The organism is Seonamhaeicola sp., from assembly GCF_028281565.1.
Classification (GTDB): domain Bacteria; phylum Bacteroidota; class Bacteroidia; order Flavobacteriales; family Flavobacteriaceae; genus Seonamhaeicola.
In genome coordinates, this window is record NZ_JANQJQ010000011.1 from 119160 (window position 1) to 141148 (window position 21989).

The 21989-nt window shown below is 37.2% G+C and carries 17 protein-coding genes; all 17 read right to left on the reverse strand.

Features of this window, described 5'->3' with window-relative positions:
• Positions 1 to 565: 565 nt before the first annotated feature.
• Positions 566 to 1822: a hypothetical protein gene (locus Q0983_RS05215; protein ID WP_299549807.1), complete on the reverse strand. Its 1257-nt coding sequence runs from the start codon at positions 1820 to 1822 to the stop codon at positions 566 to 568.
• Positions 1819 to 2442, reverse strand: a complete 624-nt coding sequence (locus Q0983_RS05220; protein ID WP_299549810.1) for an HAD family phosphatase — start codon at positions 2440 to 2442, stop codon at positions 1819 to 1821. Before Q0983_RS05220 ends, Q0983_RS05215 begins: the two co-directional genes overlap by 4 nt.
• Before the next feature lie 12 nt (positions 2443 to 2454).
• The gene (locus Q0983_RS05225; protein ID WP_299549813.1) at positions 2455 to 3762 is read right to left on the reverse strand and encodes an MFS transporter; all 1308 of its coding nucleotides are present in this window, start codon (positions 3760 to 3762) and stop codon (positions 2455 to 2457) included.
• A gap of 88 nt (positions 3763 to 3850) precedes the next feature.
• Positions 3851 to 4783 carry a glycerophosphodiester phosphodiesterase family protein gene (locus tag Q0983_RS05230; RefSeq protein WP_299549816.1) on the reverse strand — a complete coding sequence of 311 codons (933 nt, stop codon included), beginning with the start codon at positions 4781 to 4783 and terminating at the stop codon, positions 3851 to 3853.
• A gap of 158 nt (positions 4784 to 4941) precedes the next feature.
• Positions 4942 to 6348 carry a RagB/SusD family nutrient uptake outer membrane protein gene (locus Q0983_RS05235; RefSeq protein ID WP_299549819.1) on the reverse strand — a complete coding sequence of 469 codons (1407 nt, stop codon included), beginning with the start codon at positions 6346 to 6348 and terminating at the stop codon, positions 4942 to 4944.
• A 21-nt stretch (positions 6349 to 6369) separates the two neighbouring features.
• On the reverse strand, positions 6370 to 9813 hold the full coding sequence (locus tag Q0983_RS05240; protein WP_299549822.1) for a TonB-dependent receptor: 3444 nt from the start codon (positions 9811 to 9813) through the stop codon (positions 6370 to 6372).
• Between the two features lie 248 nt (positions 9814 to 10061).
• Positions 10062 to 11270 carry a FecR family protein gene (locus Q0983_RS05245; RefSeq protein WP_299549825.1) on the reverse strand — a complete coding sequence of 403 codons (1209 nt, stop codon included), beginning with the start codon at positions 11268 to 11270 and terminating at the stop codon, positions 10062 to 10064.
• Between the two features lie 98 nt (positions 11271 to 11368).
• On the reverse strand, positions 11369 to 11923 hold the full coding sequence (locus tag Q0983_RS05250; protein WP_299549828.1) for an RNA polymerase sigma-70 factor: 555 nt from the start codon (positions 11921 to 11923) through the stop codon (positions 11369 to 11371).
• 518 nt (positions 11924 to 12441) lie between these two features.
• Positions 12442 to 14301, reverse strand: coding sequence for an alpha,alpha-trehalase (locus Q0983_RS05255; RefSeq protein WP_299549831.1), 1860 nt, complete (start codon positions 14299 to 14301; stop codon positions 12442 to 12444).
• A gap of 178 nt (positions 14302 to 14479) precedes the next feature.
• Entirely contained in the window at positions 14480 to 15517 is a 1038-nt protein-coding gene (locus tag Q0983_RS05260) for an MFS transporter (protein WP_299549834.1), read from the reverse strand.
• A gap of 49 nt (positions 15518 to 15566) precedes the next feature.
• Positions 15567 to 16979: an alkaline phosphatase gene (locus Q0983_RS05265; RefSeq protein WP_299549837.1), complete on the reverse strand. Its 1413-nt coding sequence runs from the start codon at positions 16977 to 16979 to the stop codon at positions 15567 to 15569.
• A 166-nt stretch (positions 16980 to 17145) separates the two neighbouring features.
• A complete protein-coding gene (locus Q0983_RS05270; protein WP_299549840.1) occupies positions 17146 to 17544 on the reverse strand; it encodes an L-rhamnose mutarotase in 399 nt (132 codons plus the stop codon).
• A 42-nt stretch (positions 17545 to 17586) separates the two neighbouring features.
• Positions 17587 to 17739: a hypothetical protein gene (locus tag Q0983_RS05275; RefSeq protein WP_299549843.1), complete on the reverse strand. Its 153-nt coding sequence runs from the start codon at positions 17737 to 17739 to the stop codon at positions 17587 to 17589.
• 16 nt (positions 17740 to 17755) lie between these two features.
• Complete coding sequence (locus Q0983_RS05280) at positions 17756 to 18844, reverse strand: ROK family transcriptional regulator (RefSeq protein ID WP_299549846.1); 1089 nt, start codon at positions 18842 to 18844, stop codon at positions 17756 to 17758.
• A gap of 62 nt (positions 18845 to 18906) precedes the next feature.
• Positions 18907 to 20073, reverse strand: coding sequence for an iron-containing alcohol dehydrogenase (locus Q0983_RS05285; RefSeq protein WP_299549849.1), 1167 nt, complete (start codon positions 20071 to 20073; stop codon positions 18907 to 18909).
• A 24-nt stretch (positions 20074 to 20097) separates the two neighbouring features.
• Positions 20098 to 20946, reverse strand: a complete 849-nt coding sequence (locus Q0983_RS05290; RefSeq protein ID WP_299549852.1) for a carbohydrate kinase — start codon at positions 20944 to 20946, stop codon at positions 20098 to 20100.
• Between the two features lie 12 nt (positions 20947 to 20958).
• The gene (locus Q0983_RS05295) at positions 20959 to 21978 is read right to left on the reverse strand and encodes an alcohol dehydrogenase catalytic domain-containing protein (RefSeq protein ID WP_299549855.1); all 1020 of its coding nucleotides are present in this window, start codon (positions 21976 to 21978) and stop codon (positions 20959 to 20961) included.
• Between the last annotated feature and the right edge of the window lie 11 nt (positions 21979 to 21989).

The following is a 21989-nucleotide window of genomic DNA, read 5'->3' on the forward strand; positions in this document are numbered from 1 at the left end:
TCATTGATAATTAATCATAGAGCTCGGCTTTCCTCTTAAATTTAAGAGGAGCATGAATTTCGGTTTCCAAATGAAACCGGAAGAAAGAGGAGTTTAAAACCCTCCGGATCCCGATTATCATTGGAATCCACCTTCCTTTAAAAAAGGGAGGAGCCAATAAAAAAGATTTTAAAACAAGTAATATTATTAACTTTTCTACCAAATAACCTTTATTAAAAAAGCGCAGTACACCATTACATTTTGACTAACGCTAATTCAATTGATGCAAAAAACGGCATGGTGTAATATCTTGATTTATCCATATCTTTTTAAAGAAGGGCTACATTTATCTTAAAAAAACAACTCATGAAACATTAAGACATTATTATCATGCAGCCCTTTTCAAAACTAAAACAACTATTATTTTTATTCTTTAAAGATTTCTAAAATTGGATTTTTATCGCTTGCATTTGGCATTGGAATATTTAACAACCAATGTTGGTTTATTACTTTGCTGACCAGGTACCGGCTGTGTAAGCAGTATTGAAAGAACAATAATTTCAAAAACGCTTACTTTCATATAAAATTACTTTGACCTATAAGTGCCAAATTTTTGCTTGATTGTTAAATTCATATCTCCATCATTCAACACCATAACTTCAAATTCATTCCCGCCCGGATAAACTCTTACTACAACATGCCCATGCATGCTTTTGTAATTTTTTAAAAACCAGGGGCCATAGGTTACTTTTGTTTCCTCAAGTATATCCGTAGCAAAAATGTCTCGCTTCGGAGCATCCTTATGTCTATAAATTAATCTTTGATAGACTTCTTGCCCGGGGTGGTCGGAGCACCAGGATTGCTGGATAACCACTTTTGGGTCTAAGGTTTGAATAAAGAATTCGTTGGTCGCATCCCTGTTTCCATGATGATTTAAAGTGGTTACCTCAACCTTTCCAACCGCTTTTGCAATAGGTGTTTCTACATCAAACCAACCTGGTAACCCATAACCTTGTAAACCGGTGTTGTCTCCCCCAGTAAAATAATCAAAGGAACCATACGACACTTTTAAGGCCAAACTAAGTGGGTTTTCATTGTATTTACCCTTATAAAAATTCGTCATTTCTTCAGCCTTGAAATATTCAAAAGTTTTTTCTTCTTCTCCAGTCCAAATTGTTCCATTTGATTTGATATTGCGAATGCTAAAGTCTTGATACTTATTGGGAGCATGGTTTAAATTTATTTGAGAATTACTACCAACTATCAAAGCTTCGACCTGAACCTTTGAGCTATCAATAAAAGCCAGATAATTTTGAAATGTTTCATCCTCAGACAAATACTTCTTAAGGTCTAATGGAAAATCATAACCTGGAAAATTCCGATCAATTAACTTATTAATTTTAATGCCTTTGCCCAATGAAACTAAACTCTTATAGTGGTCGCCATGAAAATGAGATACCACAGCATAGTCAATAACGGGTTGTTTACTTTTTGGCATTACCTTTTTTACATATCGTGAGATACATTGGGCTGCCGTAAAAGTAGTATCTGGTTTAGGGTTGGAAGCTTTTAATGGAGCTACTTGAGCTTCAAACGCCTGTTTATCTAAATCTCCAGCATCAAAAAGCATGGTTGTGCCATCAGGAAATACAAAAAAACTTGCGTCTCCTCTACCAGTACTTATATGATGTAAATCAAAATAGCCTTCCTGCCATGGTTCTAAAGTGTTTTCAACGCTTTCCTCGGAATCATTAATATCAATTTTTTTTGGGTCCTCATGGCAACCGGATAAAACTAAACCGAGTAGAAGCCAAAGCCAGTATAAATTATTCCTTTTTTTCATTTTATAATGTTATCTGTTACATGCTTTTCAAGACTTCCGCCTTTAAAGAGGCTTCCCTTTATTCCAACTGCTTCTGCAGATCTAATATTATCAATGGAATCATCAATAAATAAAGTTTCATTAGCCTTTAAATTGTTTTCCCGCAATAAAAAACAAAACGCTTCATTGCCCGGTTTTCTCAGACCAATCTCATGTGAATAATATGCCTTTACAAATAAGTTATTAAAGGACATGTTGTTTGTTCTGTTCACCTCATCAATGAACTTTTCCTGATGAATACTATTTGTATTACTTAAAAGGAAAATATTATAGTCTCTTTTCAGTTCCTTGAGAAACCGTATTTTTTCTTTAGGCATATCCAATATCATAGCATTCCAGGCTTCCTTTATATCATGAGATGAAGGAGTTAGGGCAGACAGACTCTTTAGTTTTTCGATAAACTCAATAGGAGATACTTTGCCTATTTCGAAATCATAAAAGATTGGGTCGGTATAATGATGACCGGTATCATTAACTATATCTACAATTCCAAGTCGTTTAAATTCCTTAATGGTTTCGGGTACATTTAGATTCATTATTACACCTCCCAAATCAAAAATGATATTTTTAATTCTGCTCATTCTTATATATTATTATGTTTTTTTCCAGGTTAACAAGGCCAATAATGTTGATGCTATGGCAGCTCCTATCCAGAATACGCTTATACTATCAAAGTCATAAAGGGTTTCACCATTAATAAGGGTCTTGTTATTCTCTATTAAATAGCCACTGGCTATATCCTGTACGCCTGCTGCCAGGTAACTCATCACTCCCACTACTCCTAATGCAGCTCCCGAGGCTTTTTTCGAAGCTATATCTACCGCCATCAAGCCGCCCAAATAACATATCAAAGCCCCAATAGCTAAGCCAAACAACACCATACTCAATACATCCAACCACCACATATTCTTTGGCCCTAAAAGAAAAATTGACAGGGATGTTACGTTCATTAGTCCAAAAATTAATGCCGGCGCATTTCTTCTACCCTTAAAAAACTTATCGGATACAAAACCTGAACTTGCTGTACCTATTATGCCACACACGGCACTTATGGCTACCAGTGTATTGGCCTGGGTGAGCGTATAATCCTTGGCGGCTTCAAAATAATATGGCCCCCAACTGTTTACTGCATATCTTGATATATACATAAAGGCACTGGACAGAGCCAACAACCATACATATGGATTCCTTAGTACCCCTTTCTGTTCCGTCCAGGTAGTGGTACCCTTCGCTTTTTTAAAATCTTTATTCACCGGGGGCAAGCCTTTGCTCTCCGGCGTATCATGAAAGTAGATAGAGATAATCAACGCCCCTAGCATCCCTACTATAGCGGCAGCTCTAAAACCCCATTGCCAACCGGCATACGATACAACCACTGCAGTTAAAATATAGGTCAGGGCTTCACCTATATTATGGCTGGTGCTCCAAAACCCATAAAAGCTTCCTCGTTCTTTATCTTTGTACCATCTCGACAGGGATACGACGCTTGAAGGTGCTCCCATGGATTGTACCCAACCATTAATGCCCCAACATATGGCAAAAAACACAAAGGTCCCGGTAAAACCCATTATCATATTTGCCAGCGCTGATATTAATAAGCCTATACTCATAAATCGCCTTATGTTGCTATGGTCTGCCAAAAAACCATTGGTCAATTTTCCTATGGCATAGGTGAAAAATAAGGCGGAACCGACTAAACCCAGTTCAGTCTCTGTTAAAATACCGGCATCTACTATAGGCTTTTTTACGACGTTTAAACTTAGTCTGCAGACGTAGTATAAGCCGTAACCCAAAGTAGCCGAGATAAATACCTGCCATTTTAATTTTTTATATAAACGTTTCTGGTCTTTTTCTTCAATGGTTATTGAATGGGGCAGTGACTTTTGAAAATATTTTAGCATGGTATACTTCTATTTAATTTGGTTAAAGGCACCACTTAAACGTAATGCCTTCTTCTAAACTCAAACAGCATATGAAAAACGCGCCCCATTAATCATGTAGTCCTTTTGAGCGTAAATATGTTAATAACAACTGTGGTCTGTCAGTTTGGATTATATCTATATGATTATCTATATACCACTGATAAACATTAATATCTTCGACAGCCTCTTCATCATCATGGCCTCCATTGTGCTGCGGCCAAAGGGAATTTACCCAAACACTGGTGCCTTTAGCTCTTAGCTCGCTAAACCTATTAATTCCCTGCAGGGTGTCATATTTAGCCGTAAACTCAATAGCTATCGGGGGGTTCTGTTCCATATATTCATCGATCACCTCCATGGCTTCAGCTTCATGAAGCCTGACAATAGGCATAAAAATCACCTTGTCTAAATAATGCCCGAACTCCTTCTCAACTTCCGCCTTCCTTTTAGCACCCTTAACCAATACCTGATCCTGAGTACCGGTTTCCATAATAACTTCAAAACATTCATCAAAAATGTCATAGCTTTTATCCAGATTAACAAGTATTTTGTCTTTTGTTAATTCCAAAGCTTCTTTCAAAGTTGGGATTTTATGGTCCGTAGGAACCCCCAGACCGTCCTTTAATTGCAATGCTTTTAAAGAATCTAATGTCCAGTTTTTAACCAAACCTTTTCCGGTAGTTGTTCTATCTATTGTTCTGTCGTGCATAATCACCAGCTGGCTATCCCTGGTCTTTCTGACATCTATTTCTACCATATCCACCCCCATGTCTATACAATTTTGGATAGCCTGTAAAGAGTTCTCCGGTGCATGGCGCCAATCGGCCCGATGTGCAACAACTATTATGTCTTTATTTTTTGAATCTTTTAGATTATCTATCTTTTTTTGAATTGAAGTTGTTTTGAATAGCTCTTGATTTTTTTCTCTTTTTTTCGATGCATTTTTATTGCAGGCTATTACTACTAAAAAGAGCATTATAATTGAAAGTTTTGTTTTCATTTTTGGTTAAAGTTTAATTGCTTTTCCTTGGTTGAATTGACAAGACAGCCATTGAATTAATTCAAATAATTGAGACTAGTTGGCATGACTAATGAATAGGGAGAAAATCCTCCCTATTCATTTCAAACTAAACTCAAAAAAATAAACTACTTTTTTAATTAATACCCTGCATTTTGAGTAATTGCAGGATCTGTATCAAGCTGACTTTGAGGAACAGGTAAAATAAGGTTATCGGCATCAATGGTCACATTAATATTATTAGCTGCAAACCATGCGTTCATTGTTTGTATGGCTTTTCCTGTTCTTTTCAAATCAAACCAGCGATGGCCTTCTCCAATAAATTCAAACCTTCTTTCCATTTCTATGGCATCTCTCAGGTCACTTTGTGTAGTGGCTGTAGTATTGGCAAGCCCTGCTCTATTTCTAACCATATTAAGATATTGAGCAGGATTGGCTTCTCCTGTTTCATTTAATGCCTCGGCATATTTTAACAATACATCCGCATACCTGATAACAATATGGTCATTACCACCATCATCGGGGCCTGTACCGGACACCTCATATTTTAATGAAAAATAAAAGGGATTGGCCGCGGCATCTATACCCACATAATCATCTTTTCGGGTGTCACCGGATTCAAAAAGTGCAACAAATTCTGCAGACGGTAAATTATGCCCCTTTGCATTTGCCGTAGTTCCGGATGGCCTAAATTGTGATGCTGCGGGTTCCCCTTCATTATTGCCATCAACCCCACTAGCAAATTGCACTTCAAATAATATTTCTGAATTTCCTTCATTAGCAATACCAAAAATATCTGACGTTGTTGGCATTAAACTATACGCTCCGGAATTAACAACGGCAGCAAGATTAGTTACAGCATCACTATATTTACCCTGGTTCATTTGTACATCGGCCAGTAAAGCCTGTGCCGCTCCTTTAGCCGGTCTTCCTGCAGATTTACCGGTTGGCAAGTTTTGTACAGCATCGCTTAAATCTGATTCAATTTGAGAATATACAGTCGCTGCCGGAGTCCGTCCTTGACCAAAATAGTCCGAAGGATTGGTCGTCTCTTCAAGCGTTAATGGAACATCTCCATACAATCTTACAAGATTGAAGTACAATAAGCCCCTTAAAAATTGCATCTCACCAATTCTATTGGTCTTAACAGCACTATTGTCGTATTCTATATCGTTAATTCTATTAAGAACAATATTAATTCTTTGGATGCCTTCATAGGATTCCCTCCAAATATCACCTACTAAATCATTTATAGGGTTAGTTGAAAAGTCATCCAGCTGACCAAAACGCCCCCCATCATTGGCTGCAATTTCTTCAAAAGTATCTTCTCCCGGTATTTCCCCTACTCCAATTAAATCAAGACCGTAAAGCCCCCCATTCTGAAGTTGGGCATAAGCTCCGGTTATAGCACTTTCAATTTCTTGCTCCGTGGAATAAAAATTACTAGCTGACTTTTGGGTTATTGGATCTATGTCTAATTTATGCGAGCAAGCGGTTAAAACCAGCAATATTATGGTTATATATATAATATTTTGTTTGATATTCATTTTAGTATTTTTTTTAATTAATTAAAATTTAATATCTATTCCTACGGCCATAAACCGAGTCAATGGACTTGCAGAATGGACATAACCACGACCTAACGTTTGTCTTTCATTTGATCTTGTATCTACACCATCAGCATTATAGCCTCTGTACTTAGTGATATTAAACAGGTTGTTTCCTGTAAAATACAATCTCAAATTATCAATACTCAACCTATCTGTTATGTTTTTAGGCAATGTATACCCAAGCTGCAGGCTTCTCAATCTAAAGTAGTCTCCATCTAATACGGAAAGGCTCGACTTTCTGGTAATTCTTCCGGCAGATGAGAAACTGGAAAAATCCGGCCTCCTAAAGAACCCATCCGGATTTCTGTCATTGTAATAATTATCAAAGTAATATTGAGAGGGCACGAAGAAACCTTCACCGCTTTCTGTACGACTGATCAAATGATCGGAAACTTTTCTACCTTCAACTCCAGTGAACTGAACAGATAGATCAAAGGCCTTATAATTCAATGCAAACCCAAATCCATAAGTAAAATCCGGATTAAAATCTCCTTGTTGTGTTCTGTCATCTGTGGTGATTCTTCCATCCCCGTTAACATCTTCCACTATAAAATCCCCGACTTCAGTTCCCGGCAATGGCGTTACGGGATCATTATCTATTTCCGACTGTGACTTATACACACCTATAACATTCAGATTGTAAAACTGAGCAACCGGATCTCCTACTTTAGTAATAAAATCGGATCCTGTAGTACTAAATATTATTTGGTCTTGCCCATTACCAAGAGCTTTTACTTTATTTGATGTATGGGAAATGTTAGCATTGAAACCAATTTTCAAATCGCCAATATTAAAATCCCTACCGCTTAACTCAAATTCAACACCTTTATTTTCCAACTCACCAATATTTTGTAAAGATTCAGAAAAGCCAGATTGTTGGGGTACCGGAACATCCAGTAACAAATCGGTAGTATTAGAAGTATAATATTCTGCAGTAAAAGACAACTTATTTTTTAACAACCCCAAGTCTATACCGAAGTTAAAAGCTGTATTGGTTTCCCAGGATAAATCGGGATTTGGTGACGTACGTGTGTAAACTCCCGAAGTTAAAGTTCCATCTATCACATAATTATCCGGAGAAACTAAGGCCACAGAACCAAAATCCCCTATTTGGTTGTTACCGGTCTGACCAAAACTTGCCCTAAGTTTTGCATAATTGATCAGTTTATCTTCAGGAAAGAAAGATTCATTGCTAATAACCCAACCCGCAGATGCTGAGGCAAAGTTTCCATACTTTGTATTAGCGCCAAAACGCGATGAACCGTCCCTTCTTATCGATGCTGAAATAAAGTACTTATTGTCAAAATCATATTGCAAACGAGAAAAATAGGATTCCAAAGCCCATTTACTACTTGTAGAGGTGGCGTTAATGGTTGTGGCTCCGCTGACATTTCTTATGTTATTATCGGCAAAGTCGCTGCTTTCTAAGTCCGTAAAGTTCCTAAATTCCTGCTGATAGCTATACCCTAACAATACATCGAATGTATGTGACCGGAATGTTTTCTTATAGCTTAAAAGATTTTCAATAATATAGTTTTCTCTTTTGCTATCGTATTTTGCGCCCAACGTTTGGTTGTTGGCTACCGGTGTTCTATAATTACCAAAAGTAGAGGGTGCAAAGAATTCTTCTACCCCGGAGTTATAATCCCCTCCAAAGGACGTTTTGAACTTAAGGTCGTTAATAGGCTCAATTTCTACAAATGCATTTCCAAATAACCTAAATTCCTTTCTGGTAAAATCAGATAATAATACCTGAGCTATGGTGTTTTCGGAAATTGGACCATCCCAGTTTAGGTTATTGTCATCTAATTGAACAGCAATAGCCAATGAACCATCAGGGTTATAAACAGGATAATAGGGCTGCATTAATGTAATTGAAAATGCGGGATCTGCTTGTTCTCCTCTTCCCAAACGGGTTTGTGACCAACCTCTGTTACCTGTTGGGTTAATATCTGCCATTGAGGTATTTACGCTTATACCAAACTTTATACGATCACTAATCTGCGAATTGAAGCGGATATTATTAGTATATCTTTTATAATCTGAATCAATTATGATATTCTCCTGGTCTAAATACCCTAGTGAGACAGAGAAACTACTCTTTTCGTCTCCACCGCTAACATTGATATAATGATTTTGTTGAAACGCATCCCTAAAAACGGCGTCGGCCCAATCGGTGTTAGTAAGCCCGGGGGTACCATCGATGTATCCTTGAAGATAGGTTGGTATCCTACTTCTTTTTCCTCCACCATTAGCGTCTCTTGTAGCGTTATCATCCGTTATACTTCTTCCCGCTCCACCGGATATATAGCCAAAATTGCGGGCATCAAAATCGAACAGTGCAGTATCATATGCGTCGGCCAATTCAAATTTATCTATCCGGCTCTGAACACCAACATAGCCATTATAATTAATCTTAAGTTTCCCTTGATTCCTGCTTCCTTTCTTTGTAGTAATTAAAATTACCCCATTGGATGCCCTGGAACCATAAATGGCTGCTGAAGCCGCATCTTTAAGAATATTAATAGTTTCAATATCATTGGTATTTACCGAACTTAATGACGACCCTTCACTTAATGGATTTCCATCTACAACAATTAATGGATTGGTACCTGCTGTTAATGTGCTGAGACCCCTTATTTGAATTACAGAATTGTCCCCGGGGTTTTTACCTTCACTTAATATTTGAACCCCTGAAATAGTACCGGATAAGGCCTGTTCAAAATTTGCAGATGAGTAGGTGTTCAATTTCTCATTATCGATTTTTGAAACGGAACCGTTGAACTTTTCTTTGGTACTTGTACCGTACCCTACCACAACTACCTCAGCCAGTTTAGCTGCATCTTCCTGCAAGGTTATGGTTAATTCGGTTTGGCCCGCTAAAGCAATCTCTTGCGTTAAAAACCCTATATATGACACTACTATCACAGCATTTTCGTTAGCTAACTCTAAAGAAAAATTACCATCAAAATCGGTCTGAGTACCATTTGTGGTACCCTTTTCTACAATGTTAGCTCCGGGTAAAGGTTGGCCGTTTTGGTCTACGACAATACCAGAGACCTGAAACCCTTGTTCCTTAATGACTATTTCTTTCGTTCTGTCTTCAATAAAAATATCCATATTAGGGGTTACCGTAACATCAAAATCGCCTTTCGACAAACTCCGTTTCAACAATTTATTTGTACTTATCATTCCCTTTTTTACTTGAACTTTCGGGAAATTGTCAAACAAACCTTTCTCATAAAAGAACGTGTAATCTGTTTGATCCATAATTAGCAAGAAGACCTCATCTACTGTTAATGTGTTATTCTCCTTGATTTGAATTTTGGAATTTTGAGATATAACATTATCAGTTGACAATCCAAATATAGTAGCGCAACATAAGAATATGAATGCTCTCATAATGTAAATCAAAGGCCTTTTTCTAAGTATAAAACAGGCACTAGTTAATTTAATTTTCATAAATTCGTGTGTTATTAGTTAGTTAATATTTTAATTAATTGATAATAATTTCACAGGGGATAGAGCTTGTACTTAGCCGGTAAAACTTTATCCTCTTTTTTTATTTAGTTCATTGTTGTTTTTATTCCATAGGCATTAGGTGGTTTTATTAGTTAGTATTCAATTTTATTTTTATAAACAGATTCATATTACCTTAGTGTTATTGTCTTCCCATTTATTTCATAATTATTTAATGAGGTAGATTTCATAATAGCCAGTACCTCATGAATGCTCCTGCTTTTGTTTAGTGTTCCAACAAACTGAACTGTTTCCAGCGCTTTATTTTCAAAAATCACGTCCACATCATACCATCTGGATATCACTTTCATAATGTCTTTTAATGGCATTTCTACAAAACTAAACACGCCATCTTTCCAGGATATTACACTTTTAACATCTACTTTGGCAACTGAAGCCGAATTGCTAATTATATCTAAACTCAATTGAAGACTTGGGGTTAAATTTTGACTTTTACCATCATAGCCAACCTTAACCTTTCCTTCTACCAGTGTAGTGTAAATGCTGGCTTCATCCTTATAGGCCTTAATGTTAAATTCTGTACCTAAGACTTCTACTTCCTGAGATTTATTTAAAACAATAAATTTAGAACCGTTGTTTTCCGTACTTGATGACACATCAAAATAAGCCTCTCCATACACCAATTCCACCTGACGTGTTTTCCCATCTACAAAGCTTACGGGATACTTTAATTGAGATTCTGAATTCAACCAAACCTTTGTGCCATCTGACAACATTATATAAAACTGCCCGCCTCTTGGAATGGTCAGGTAATTGTAAACCAGTTCTTTTGTTTTTCTATCTCCGGCTTCATAAACAATTTGCTCCCCATTACTATTGGCATTTGAGGTTTGGAAAGACGTACCTTTTTCTAAAGGGACTTGCTCTCCATTGGCTAAAGTTAGGGTCGCTTTATCAGTACCGGGTTCTATTAAATTGGTATCAACAATACCTGGGGGTTCAATATGATTTGTTCTGCTATTAAGCAAACTATCTTTAAAAAAGTAAGCAGTCCCTAACACACCCACAAGCACAGCAGCTGCTGCATATTTATGCCAGGGCCTGATCGACCTGATTTTCCTATCCTTCCCACTAGTGTTATTTTCTAGAGGATTCTCCAGCTTAGACACTATAGTATCCCAGGCCTTGTCGTTATCCAAAGTATTCAAAAGGCTTATTCGCCTCGTTTTTTTATAAAGAAAAAGGTATTCGGAAAATAGTTGTTTGTTATTACTGTCTTCACTTAGCCATTGACTCAATTCATTAAATTCCGCTTCGTTAATATCATTCGACGCATATGATATAATAAGCCTTAAAATATGTGTATTTATATCCTTCATTTAAAATCCATTTCATAGCTATTTATAGCCATCTATAATATAGCTTATATTAACTATATAATGAAAGGTTAAAAATGGGTGACAAAAAAATATTTTTTTTAAGGCAGGAGCAAAATGACGATGACGTCTAAAGACGCACGAAGTTTTTTTAAAGCTCTTGAATAATGTGTCTTTACAGTATTTACCGAAACACCCAGCTCTTCAGCGACTTCTTTATATTTAAGGTTTTCCAAAACAATGGCCTTAAAAACCTGTTTACTCTTTTCCGGCAGCGCTTCTATTTGGGAAATCAGCTTAGTCTTTTCTTCTTCAAGAAACTCTACATCGATTCTTTCTTCTTCAATTAACTTGTTGACCTGGTCTTCAATTTCTTCGAAACGGAACTTTGATCTTCTTTTTATGGCCTGCAAGGTGTTATTCTTAACAGACTTAAAAAGATAAGGACTCACACTACCCTCAAGTTTCATATATAACTTTTCATCCCATATCTTAATAAACAGCTCCTGAACGATATCTTCGGCCAATTCAAAGGAATCGCAAAATTTTAAAGCATAAACGCTTAGTGGCATATAATATAAGTCAAACAGCTCCCTGTAACTTGAAGGGTTTCCAAGTTTTAGTTGTTCCAGAATCTCAACATCATTTGACACCATGACTGTTTTTAATAAATAGTAAGCTAATATACTTTAATTTGTTGATGATTTAAAAATGCGTATAAATCTATGAAAACAAAAGCATTTAAAATTAAATAAATGTTATTAGATAATTATTTATTCATCCAATTATTGCCTGACCTTGTAAGTATGCAACCCTTTTAGATATCAGTAAAAAAGTACTATTACGGTAAACATTATGAAGATACATAATTTAACACGGTGACCTTATAAAAGCATAAATAGACAGTTAAAAAGAAGTTTTTTGTCAACCTGAACTTGTCTGCGCCGAACTTATTTCAGTATTTCAGGTTCTGACAACGCTAGCAGTGTCCAAATGAAACTGGAAGAAAGAGGAGTTTAAAACCCTCCGAATCCCGGTTATTTCTGGGATTTACCTCCCTTAAAAAAGGGTTACCACTACAATTTGTAAACTCATGAAATAAAATTTACAACTGTGTAACCTATCTAAACAACAACTATTGGAATTACATATTTAAAACATCATGTTTCATTATTCAACGCTGAAAAATCTCTTTTGGAGGCAATAGTTGATTAAGTTGATTTCTCAACTGCTCACCCAATAAAGATAATCCAAATTGGTAAGAAGTGTTCATCCAACCAAAACCTTCTCTAGTTATATATTGAAAATTTGTGCCAACATTACCATACTCGGCAAATACTTTATGGGTTGCTTCAACCACATCATACTTTTCAGGAATGGTTCCATTATAATCTACTGCATTACGAGTAATCATATATAGCCATCTATATATGAGTTCCTGAGCTTCATCATTGAAATTATAATTTAATAGTCCTTCCCAAATCATAATTTGATGAGGAGCCCACCCGAAAGGGTAATCCCATTGACGTTGAGGCCTATCTTTGGAAATATTACCTCTACTTTCTTTCGTACAAGCAACCACACCCCCCTTTTCCTTTAATAACGGTAATGCCGTTTCAACTAAAACCCTAGCCTGTTCTTTAGAGCAAACCTTCGCCCATAACGGTATTAATGTGGTGGCACCAATAAAATTGGATTTTTTCTCCTCAATAAAGTTATAATCAAAATACATTCCCCTTGTTTCACTCCAAAGGAAGTCATTCATAAGTTCCTTTCTTTTGCTTGCCTTATTCAACCAATACTCACTTGAATATGAATAAAATTGACCTTCAAAAACTTCTATAATCAGGTAAGCAAAATCCGTTTCATACTTGTAGAGCATTGCATTTAGTTCTACCAAATTCATATTTGCGCAAACTCCTTCAATTCTATATGAAGTATCATGTCCAGACTCTCTAACGCTTCTATCATGTACAAAATAATTATCAAGTTCATCATTGAAAATAATACCTTCACGATATCGTGATTCATACTCTTTTGCAGAAATCTGTAATGTCCCTGAGAACTGATTGAAGATCGCATCAAAATGTCCTTCTTCGCATTCCGGAGGGCAACCTATACCTTCTGCGTAATATCTGTTCAGGCCATTACTAGTGAGCCTTTTCCCTTTAGCCATCCAAACTGTTTGGTATTCTTTTATAGCAGTTTTCAAATGACTTTTCAGCCAATTTTTATCCTGTGTTTCCTCAAAAACTTCTCTTATTAGGCTAGAGTATAAAGGTGGTTGCGTACGCGTTAAATAATAAGATCTATTTGCATTGAGAATCTTGCCATAATGCTCAATTTCATATTGAAAATTATCGGCCATAGCTTTTGATAAATGAACTTTATCATCCAAGATGAGACCTTTTGATTCAAAATAACTATCCCAGCCATACATCTCATTGAACCTACCTCCAGGAACTACAAATGGAACGCCTTTTAATTTTCCATTAACCTCTTCAAACTTTAACGCTAATATTCCTGGTTTGTCGTTTATCTGCTTAACATATTTAGGAGTGACTTCCTTTGGTAATCTTATTGTCTTAATAGGAAATTGCCGTTCAAGAGATTTAAAATATTTATATGCTACATTATCTTTGTATGGCACATAGATTCTTAATGAATCTGAAGTTAATTCACTATTCTTTGAATCATGAAATAAACCCAAAATCCCATCAGCATCCATGGTTCTTGTTAACCCGCTCCAATAATAATCCCTAATCATTCTGGAAATGCGTTCCACAGGCAACTCTTCTATCTTATTGAGGTTAATCTTTGCGATTATATTACCCTTATTTTCATGAATAATCAGCTCTTGTAAAAGGTTAGACAAGTAATATGTTCCTTTTAATACATATTGAACTCCTAAGGTTGAGTCAATAGTAAATTCCTTTGGCCCCTTGTCTTCAATTGTAATTTTTTTATCATTATCAGTGTCTTCTTGTTTTAAAAGACTCTTGACTGTATTTTTTATATCAAGTTCAAATTCCATAATAATTGCTTAATTTTTTTTACGTAGTTTGATAATTGTAAACAGAATAATAGACAATGGAATTAAAGACAGGTAGAACACTCTGTCTCCACCGTATTCGTCAAACATTACACCTATTATAAGGGATCCACATGTGCCTCCAATTGCTGAAAAAAAGACCAGAATCCCTGCCAACGTACTATGATAATTGACATCTACACTCGACAATACCGTTGAATTCACTAGTGGGTAAAGCGGAGCTAAAAACAAGCCTATTATGGGGGAACAAAAATGACACTATGGGCAAGGAGAATATACTATCAAAACTTGTTGCGTTTATATTCTGAGCCATTGGCAACACTAACAAGACCAACAATGCAGAAATAACTACACCACTTGAAGCTATATAATACCATTTTATTCGTTTGACGAGAATCCCCGTTAGAAAGCGACCTACTGCATAAGATATCATTAAAATTACTGCCATTTGAGTTGCCAACTTTGGGGTAATATGTAGCACTTCCTTGTTGAAAGTAGGTAACCATGTCATTATACCTTGTTCTGTCATCACATAAAAAAAGGCAAAGATGGCAAAAAGCCAGACCCTGGAATTTGCAAGCAGTTTCACAAGCACTTTAGAATTTATTGACAATAACTGCTCATTTGGCTGTGATTCAATTTGAAATTTTGAAAACAGTATAATGAAGAACGAAACTGCAATAATACCAGCCATTAACAGATAACCTCTTAACCATGCATTTTCGTCATTTTCATCAAAAAAAAGTGGAAAAATGACGTACATAAAAATTATCCCCAACATAAAAACCGTTTCAACCAAACTCATTAATTGACTATGGCCTTCCTCTGAATCAGTCACAAAACCGATTAATGTAAAAACGGCTACTTTCACTATTGCAAAGCTCATTCCAACACAGGCAAATAATATTTTTACCGCCCAAAATATGTTACTGAAATACATGCCCAGGCAACCAACAAAAACAATTATTAAACTAATAAGCAACCCTTTTTTATATCCTATTTTAGGGAGAAAAATACCAACAAGGAATGAGCATACAGCTATTGATATATCTTTGAAAGGTTCAAGAATTGCAGCTTCAGCTTTTAATACGCCATACACTTCCTGAGAACGCTCAACCAAAATACCGACACTATTTAGTAGCGCAGCAAAAACAAAATAAATTAAGAAAAGTGATATTTTGATATTTAGCTTATTCATTTAAAGAAATTTGTTCTACATTATTTTAATTATGGTAATTGTCTTTTTGTTAGAATTTATTTTCAATTTCAGTCGCCTCTAACATTAAATAGTGTAAATCAGTATTTTTTATAAAGGGTTTCAACAAATGGCTTCCTGGGCCATAAATTGCCAACTCTACATAATCTGCAGAATGTTGCATACTTATCCACCCCACTGAATTGTGTTGCTTTTGAATTTCAGCTAATACCTTAAAGGGTAGCTTTTTGGGATTATAAAGCCCATCTTCAACTTTTAAATTATTATAATATGATAATAAAGCCCTAGCCTCATTATCGGTCATTGCAAATCCATTGGCATAGACCACTCGCTCCTTAATGCTTTTTAAAGATGTTTCTTTCCCTATTCCATTAAGAATCCATTCGTTGGTGTGTCTATATCCTTGTATTGAGTCAAAATTGCTGTTTGCTTCTTCCCCATAGATAACTCCTGGATTAGCATTTCCATGATCTGTGGTAATAATAACCAGTGTTTCTCCATCGCTTCCAGCAAATTCCATAGCTACTCTTATAGCCTCATCGAATGCCATCTGGTCGTATAACAAGCCAGAAATGTCATTGCCATGCGCCGCCCAATCTACCTTACCTGCCTCTACTTGCAGAACAAATCCTTCAGGGTGCTCCTTCAATATATTTACTGCTTTTTTCGTCATTTCTGCCAAACTGGGGACACTCTTTGTAAGTTCGCTATCACCTTCTCTGTCTCTAGAGTATGGCAGAGCATTTTCAGCAAAAACACCCAGTAGTTTTTTATTATTTGTAGCAGAAAACATTTCTTGACGAGTACGCACAACTTGGTAACCTTTCTCTTCAAAGGCTCTATACATGTCTTTCTTATCCATTCTCTTATATGATGAAAAGTACTTGTTACCCCCTCCCATCATCACATCAAACTTTTGTTCCAAATATTTCTCTGCAACGCTAGCCTGATCACCCCTTGTTTTTTGGCATACACAAAAGCCTGCAGGTGTCGCATGAGTAATAGGTACTGTGGTTATACAGCCAGCTTTTTTCCCTACGGCTTTAAACTTTTGCCATAGTGGCATATGGAATTCACCATTAACTCCATAGTTCAATCCTCCGTTTTTAATACGGAAGCCACCTCCCCAAGACGAACTAGCAGCAGCTGAGTCGGTTACAATGGAACTTGCTGACCCCATATCCATCAAGGCTCTTTCCACTTGGTTATCTTTGTATAATTGCAACCAATTACTGCCTGTCCCCATTTTTCGGGATAAATATAAATCTGCCATGTTTAAAGTTCCTGAACTCATTCCATCACTGATTAACATGATAATGTTTTTGGCCTTTTTATTTTTCCAATTATTGGCTCTCTCACCGATAAACTTTGTCCCAAAAGAGGATAAGGTCGGACCCCCCAACACAGTTAAAACACCATTTCTTATAAATTTTCTTCTTTCCATTATTTTATCTTTAGCATATTCGACAAGATTTTGACACGACATTAAAGCACACCAATGAAAGGCTAATTGAGGTTTACTCTTGACCTTAAAACCTAGTTAACCAGCATACTTTCTTAGAACTAGTTTTGATCCTTGTTATAGGAAAGTCCCGAATACATTATTCATTTCACTCATTGAAGTATATTTGTTCCATTTCGGTCCAACCATTACTTCCTTCCAAAGGTATTTGCATGGGATTACAGATTTTCAACCATTCAATGGTTCTTACTTCTTTGGCCATTTGTTCCATGTCTTCTTTAAAATCTGAGCCAGTATATTCGTAGTATCCAAATTCATAAAACTCCACAGAATCAATTTGCTGTAGAAAGATCGAAAAATTCTCTATGTGATATTTAGTAAGCAAATCTCTCACTCCTGGATTGGAATCGGTATGAAGTTTTTTATACTCTTTTGTCATTTCCGGTTTAATCTTAATGACCATTCCAACTCGTTTAATATGTCTATCTCTACAGCCAACCATTAGCAAGAATGTTAAAAGCAGCGCACCTAAAAATTTAATTCTCATAAGACTGTTTTATTTTATCCTCTTTTTCGTTTTTAAATTAACTTAGTATGAATCCTCTACCAGTTCTATTATTTCAGTCTCCGTGGCCACTCTGGGGTTTCCTTTATAATCGGGTAATACCATACATTGTTTAGCCAAGGCTTCTATTTCAGACTTAGGCATTTCTATATCTTTGGCAACACCTGCTTTTACCATCGTATCTTAGGATAGTCTAAGTAACTCCAATCTCCAAGTCAAGAACCCTATCAAGAATCAGCGAAAATGCACCCATCAACACGGCATTTTCCCCAAAGGATGGCCCCATAAACCTTGCCCCTGCTGAAAGGTTTGCCACGGAGTACTTCCTGACCTCATTTTCCAGTCTATCCCTCAGGCCCCCTTTTGCCCTCAAGGGCCTTCCCGATAGCACGATGCATTCCGGGTTGAACAGCTTGATCAAAGTATCCAAACATATCGCCAAGTGTCCAATGGCTCTGTCAAGGGACTTTAATGTTTCCCCGTCCCCCAAGGGGACTTCCATCGTTCCGATAGAATTGCCCTCATCGTCCACAATGGGCCATCCCAGCTCCCCTGCATATCCGTTGGCCCCGAAAAACGGCTTTCCTTCTATAATGATCCCTGCTCCTATACCATTATTTATATCTACACATATAAAGTCCCTGTACCTGCTCCCTATACCATACCAAAGTTCGCCCAAAGCTATCAGGCGGGGCACGTTATCACAAAAAACCGGCAATTGCGTATATGCCTTCAGTCCGTTTATGATATCTACGTTTTTCCAGTTAAAAACCGGGGGCCGTTCTATGATAGCGGTTTGTCCATTTACCGAACCTGCTTCTGCCAGCCCGATCCCAAGCACCTTTGCCCCCTTATCTCCCCCACGTGATATCAGGGTGTCCACGATGTCCCCGATCTGTTCCATCACTTTTTCTCCAGCACCTTTGGACCCTGTGGAGACCTGGAGTTCTACAATGAACTTTCCGTCCAGGTCTGACAGTGCCCCGCGTATGTACCCCGTACCTAATTCTATCCCTATTACAAAGTTCTCCCTTGAGCTGAACCTTAACATTTTTGGCCTCCTGCCGCCGCTTGACGCTCCTTCCCCTACCATAGTGACTAGTTTCTCCTTGACGATCAGGTCACCTGAAATCCTTGTGACCGTAGGGGCGCTCAACCCCGTTCGTTTCACAATTTCTGCACGGCTAATATGCCCTTCATTCCTGATAAGGCGCAAAACACTTATTTTGTTGAGCCTGTTTAAGTAACTGGAATTGACCGTATTTGACCTTTTCTCATTCATATGACGTTCTTTTGGTATAGGTTACAGGGGGCGGCCGGAAAACCATATATGCTTGCCAGTACCTACCGTACCTGGTAAGAACCTTTGACCAGCTCTATCATTTCATTTTTTGTTGCTACTCTTGGGTTTCCCTTATAGTCTGGCAATACCATGCACTGCTCTGCCAATGCTTCTATTTCAGATTCCGGCACATTAACATCTTTGAGTCCTTTATATAAATCTATATTCTTAAGAAATGTCTTAATAGCGTCTGCCGCTCCAGCCGCACATTCTTTTTCTGATTTACCAATTAAATTCGGATTAAAAATTCTAGCCATTTTAGCGTGTTGCTCAGGAGCAGCCTGAGAAGTATATTCCACACAGGTGGGGTACACAATGGCCAAAGATTCACCATGGGCTACATGCGGATACATTCCACCTATTGCCATTCCCATACCATGTGGTAATGTTACACCTGCACTGGCTATACATAAGCCTGCTAGTGTATCTGCCCATGCCATTTTTTCTCTATATTCAATATTGCCGGGGTCTTTGAGTACTTTAGGCAAAAACTCTGCAACTATTTCGATAGCCTCCCAAGCCAATAAATCAATGTATGCTCCCCTATTTGGATGTAAGGTACTTTCAAATGCATGACAGAACACGTCAAACCCTGTTGTCTTTGTAACAAATGGCGGAAGCGTAGTCATTAAATCCGGGTCTACAATACAGACTTCTGGAAAGATTAATGAATGATATAGTGCACTTTTATCACGCTTTTCAGTATTAGTGATTACCGAGACTTGAGTCACTTGAGAACCTGTTCCAGAAGTTGTACTGATGGCTATTATCGGTAATGTTTTTTTTGTCGGTTCTTTTTTGTAAAATAGGTAATCCCATGCCGAACCTTCATGTGTTACTTCTACCGCAGTAGCTTTTGCGGCATCCATACTGGAACCACCACCTAATCCTAAAATTACATCTGCTTTATGGTTTCTTGCCATTTCAGTACCCAAGGCACTGGTTTCTGTGGTTGGGTTTGGAATAACCTGATCGAAATGGGCTACTGCTATCCCCTCCTTTTCAAGAATTGATTTAACCCTAGAGTACATTGCTGACAACACTGGTATTTCAGGTGTGGTAACTAGCAAACACCTACTTCCGTATTTTTTTACTATTTCTCCTGCTTCTTCAATACGTCCTTTTCCGAAAATAATTTCCGTAGGTTGATGATAATTAAATGCTTTCATTCTATTTAATCGTTATTTAATTTTTTAATTAATATTTTTCAGGGGATTCATAGCCCCATTTTGAGCGCACACAAATGAGGATACTTTACAAGCTTGTTTATGGGCAGCATTAATTGAAAGCCCAGTTAACAGTCCTGAAACCAATCCCGCTAAAAATGCATCTCCTGCTCCTACCGTATCCTTAACTATGGTTTTTATAATTGGTTGATAGTCTATCTCTTTACCCCTGAGGAAATAGCTACCTGAAGTACCTTTTGTCAAAGCCAATGATTCTACACCATAGGTTTTCATTAAAGTTTTAGCCCTTTCAATTTCACTCCCTGAAATACCGAAAAGCGTAGAGAGAATCTCTAATTCCTCATCGTTAATCTTTAACAGATTTGTCTTCTTAAGAGACTCTTCCAAGGCCTTTTTTGAATAATAGTTCTGACGCAAATTGACGTCGAAAACTTTTAAGCATCCGTCTGGGGCTTTGTCCAAAACCCTATGTATTGTTTTTTTCGATTTTGCATTCCGTTGCGCCAAGGAGCCAAAACAAATAGCCTTAGATTTACTAAGTTGCGTTTTTAGCGAGTCATTTAATTCCATATAGTCCCAGGCCACTTTTTCGTGTATGCTATAGGTAGGTATGCCATTTTTTAATTGAACATTTATGCGACCTGTAGGTTTTGAATTAACTGCTATAAGCTCACTACAAATCGGAATATTTTGTAGCAGTTCTTTCCCTAAATCATCATCCCCTACTGCACTTACTAAATATGCATTTTGCCCCAATTCATTACAGTAAAAAGCAAAATTTGCAGGAGCTCCGCCTAACCGTTTTCCTTTGGAAAATATATCCCATAGAACTTCTCCAATAGCGATTATGTTCATATCCCTATCCATCTAAAAATCGATAACAACTTTTAACGTTTTATCGCCTCGTTTATCAATATATTTATATGCCTCATGATAATCTTCAAAATCGAAATGCGCCGTTATTAATGGATCCGTTTTTATAGCACCCAAACCAATCATTTCAACTGCTTCTTCATAATCTTCATGTTTATACATAAGTGTTCCTATTAAGCGTAGTTCTCTATCACCTAAAACAGACACATCTACTTTTGGCCTATCTCCATATACTGCTACCGCTATGATATCGCCTCCTTTATTTATATTCTGCACCAACGTGTCCAGAGCTACTTCAACACCTGCACATTCAAAAGCCACATCAAAACCTTTGGAACCAAAGGCCCTTTTTAAGGCCTTATCCAATTTTTCATGTATTGGATTATTTATATGTTTGATACCACATTTCATGACCTTTTGAAGCCTATAATTACTAATATCCGTAATCAATACATTGGCACCTCTTGCCCTGGCACATTGGGCCACCAAGTTTCCTATCGGGCCTGCTCCAGTAACAACCACATTCTTCCCTTTTAAATCTCCAGCCTTCTTTGTGCTATACGTGGCAACTGCCGCAGGCTCTACCAGAGCTCCTTGTTCATAAGCAAATGAATCTGGTAATTTGATCAGTCTATCTTCAGGTACGATAAAATAATCCTGAGCTGTTCCCGGCGATTGAAAGCCCTGAACTTTTAAGACATCACAAATGTTATACTTCCCTTTTTTACATGGTTCACATTTGCCACAGATCAATTGTGGACGCGCTGTGGCCTTATCCCCCACTTTCACCTTCGTTACATTGTCACCTACTTCTACCACTTCCCCACTATATTCATGTCCTTGAACAACGGGATAAAAGGTAAAAGGATGTTTTCCGTGGTATACATGAATATCACTACCACATACACCAATTTTTTTTATAGCAAGTTTTATTTCGTTTGCTGACACCTCTCCCGGAGCCTCAACTTGCCTTATTATTATTGTCCCTGGTTGGGGCATAATTGCTTGTCTCATTTTATTTAAGT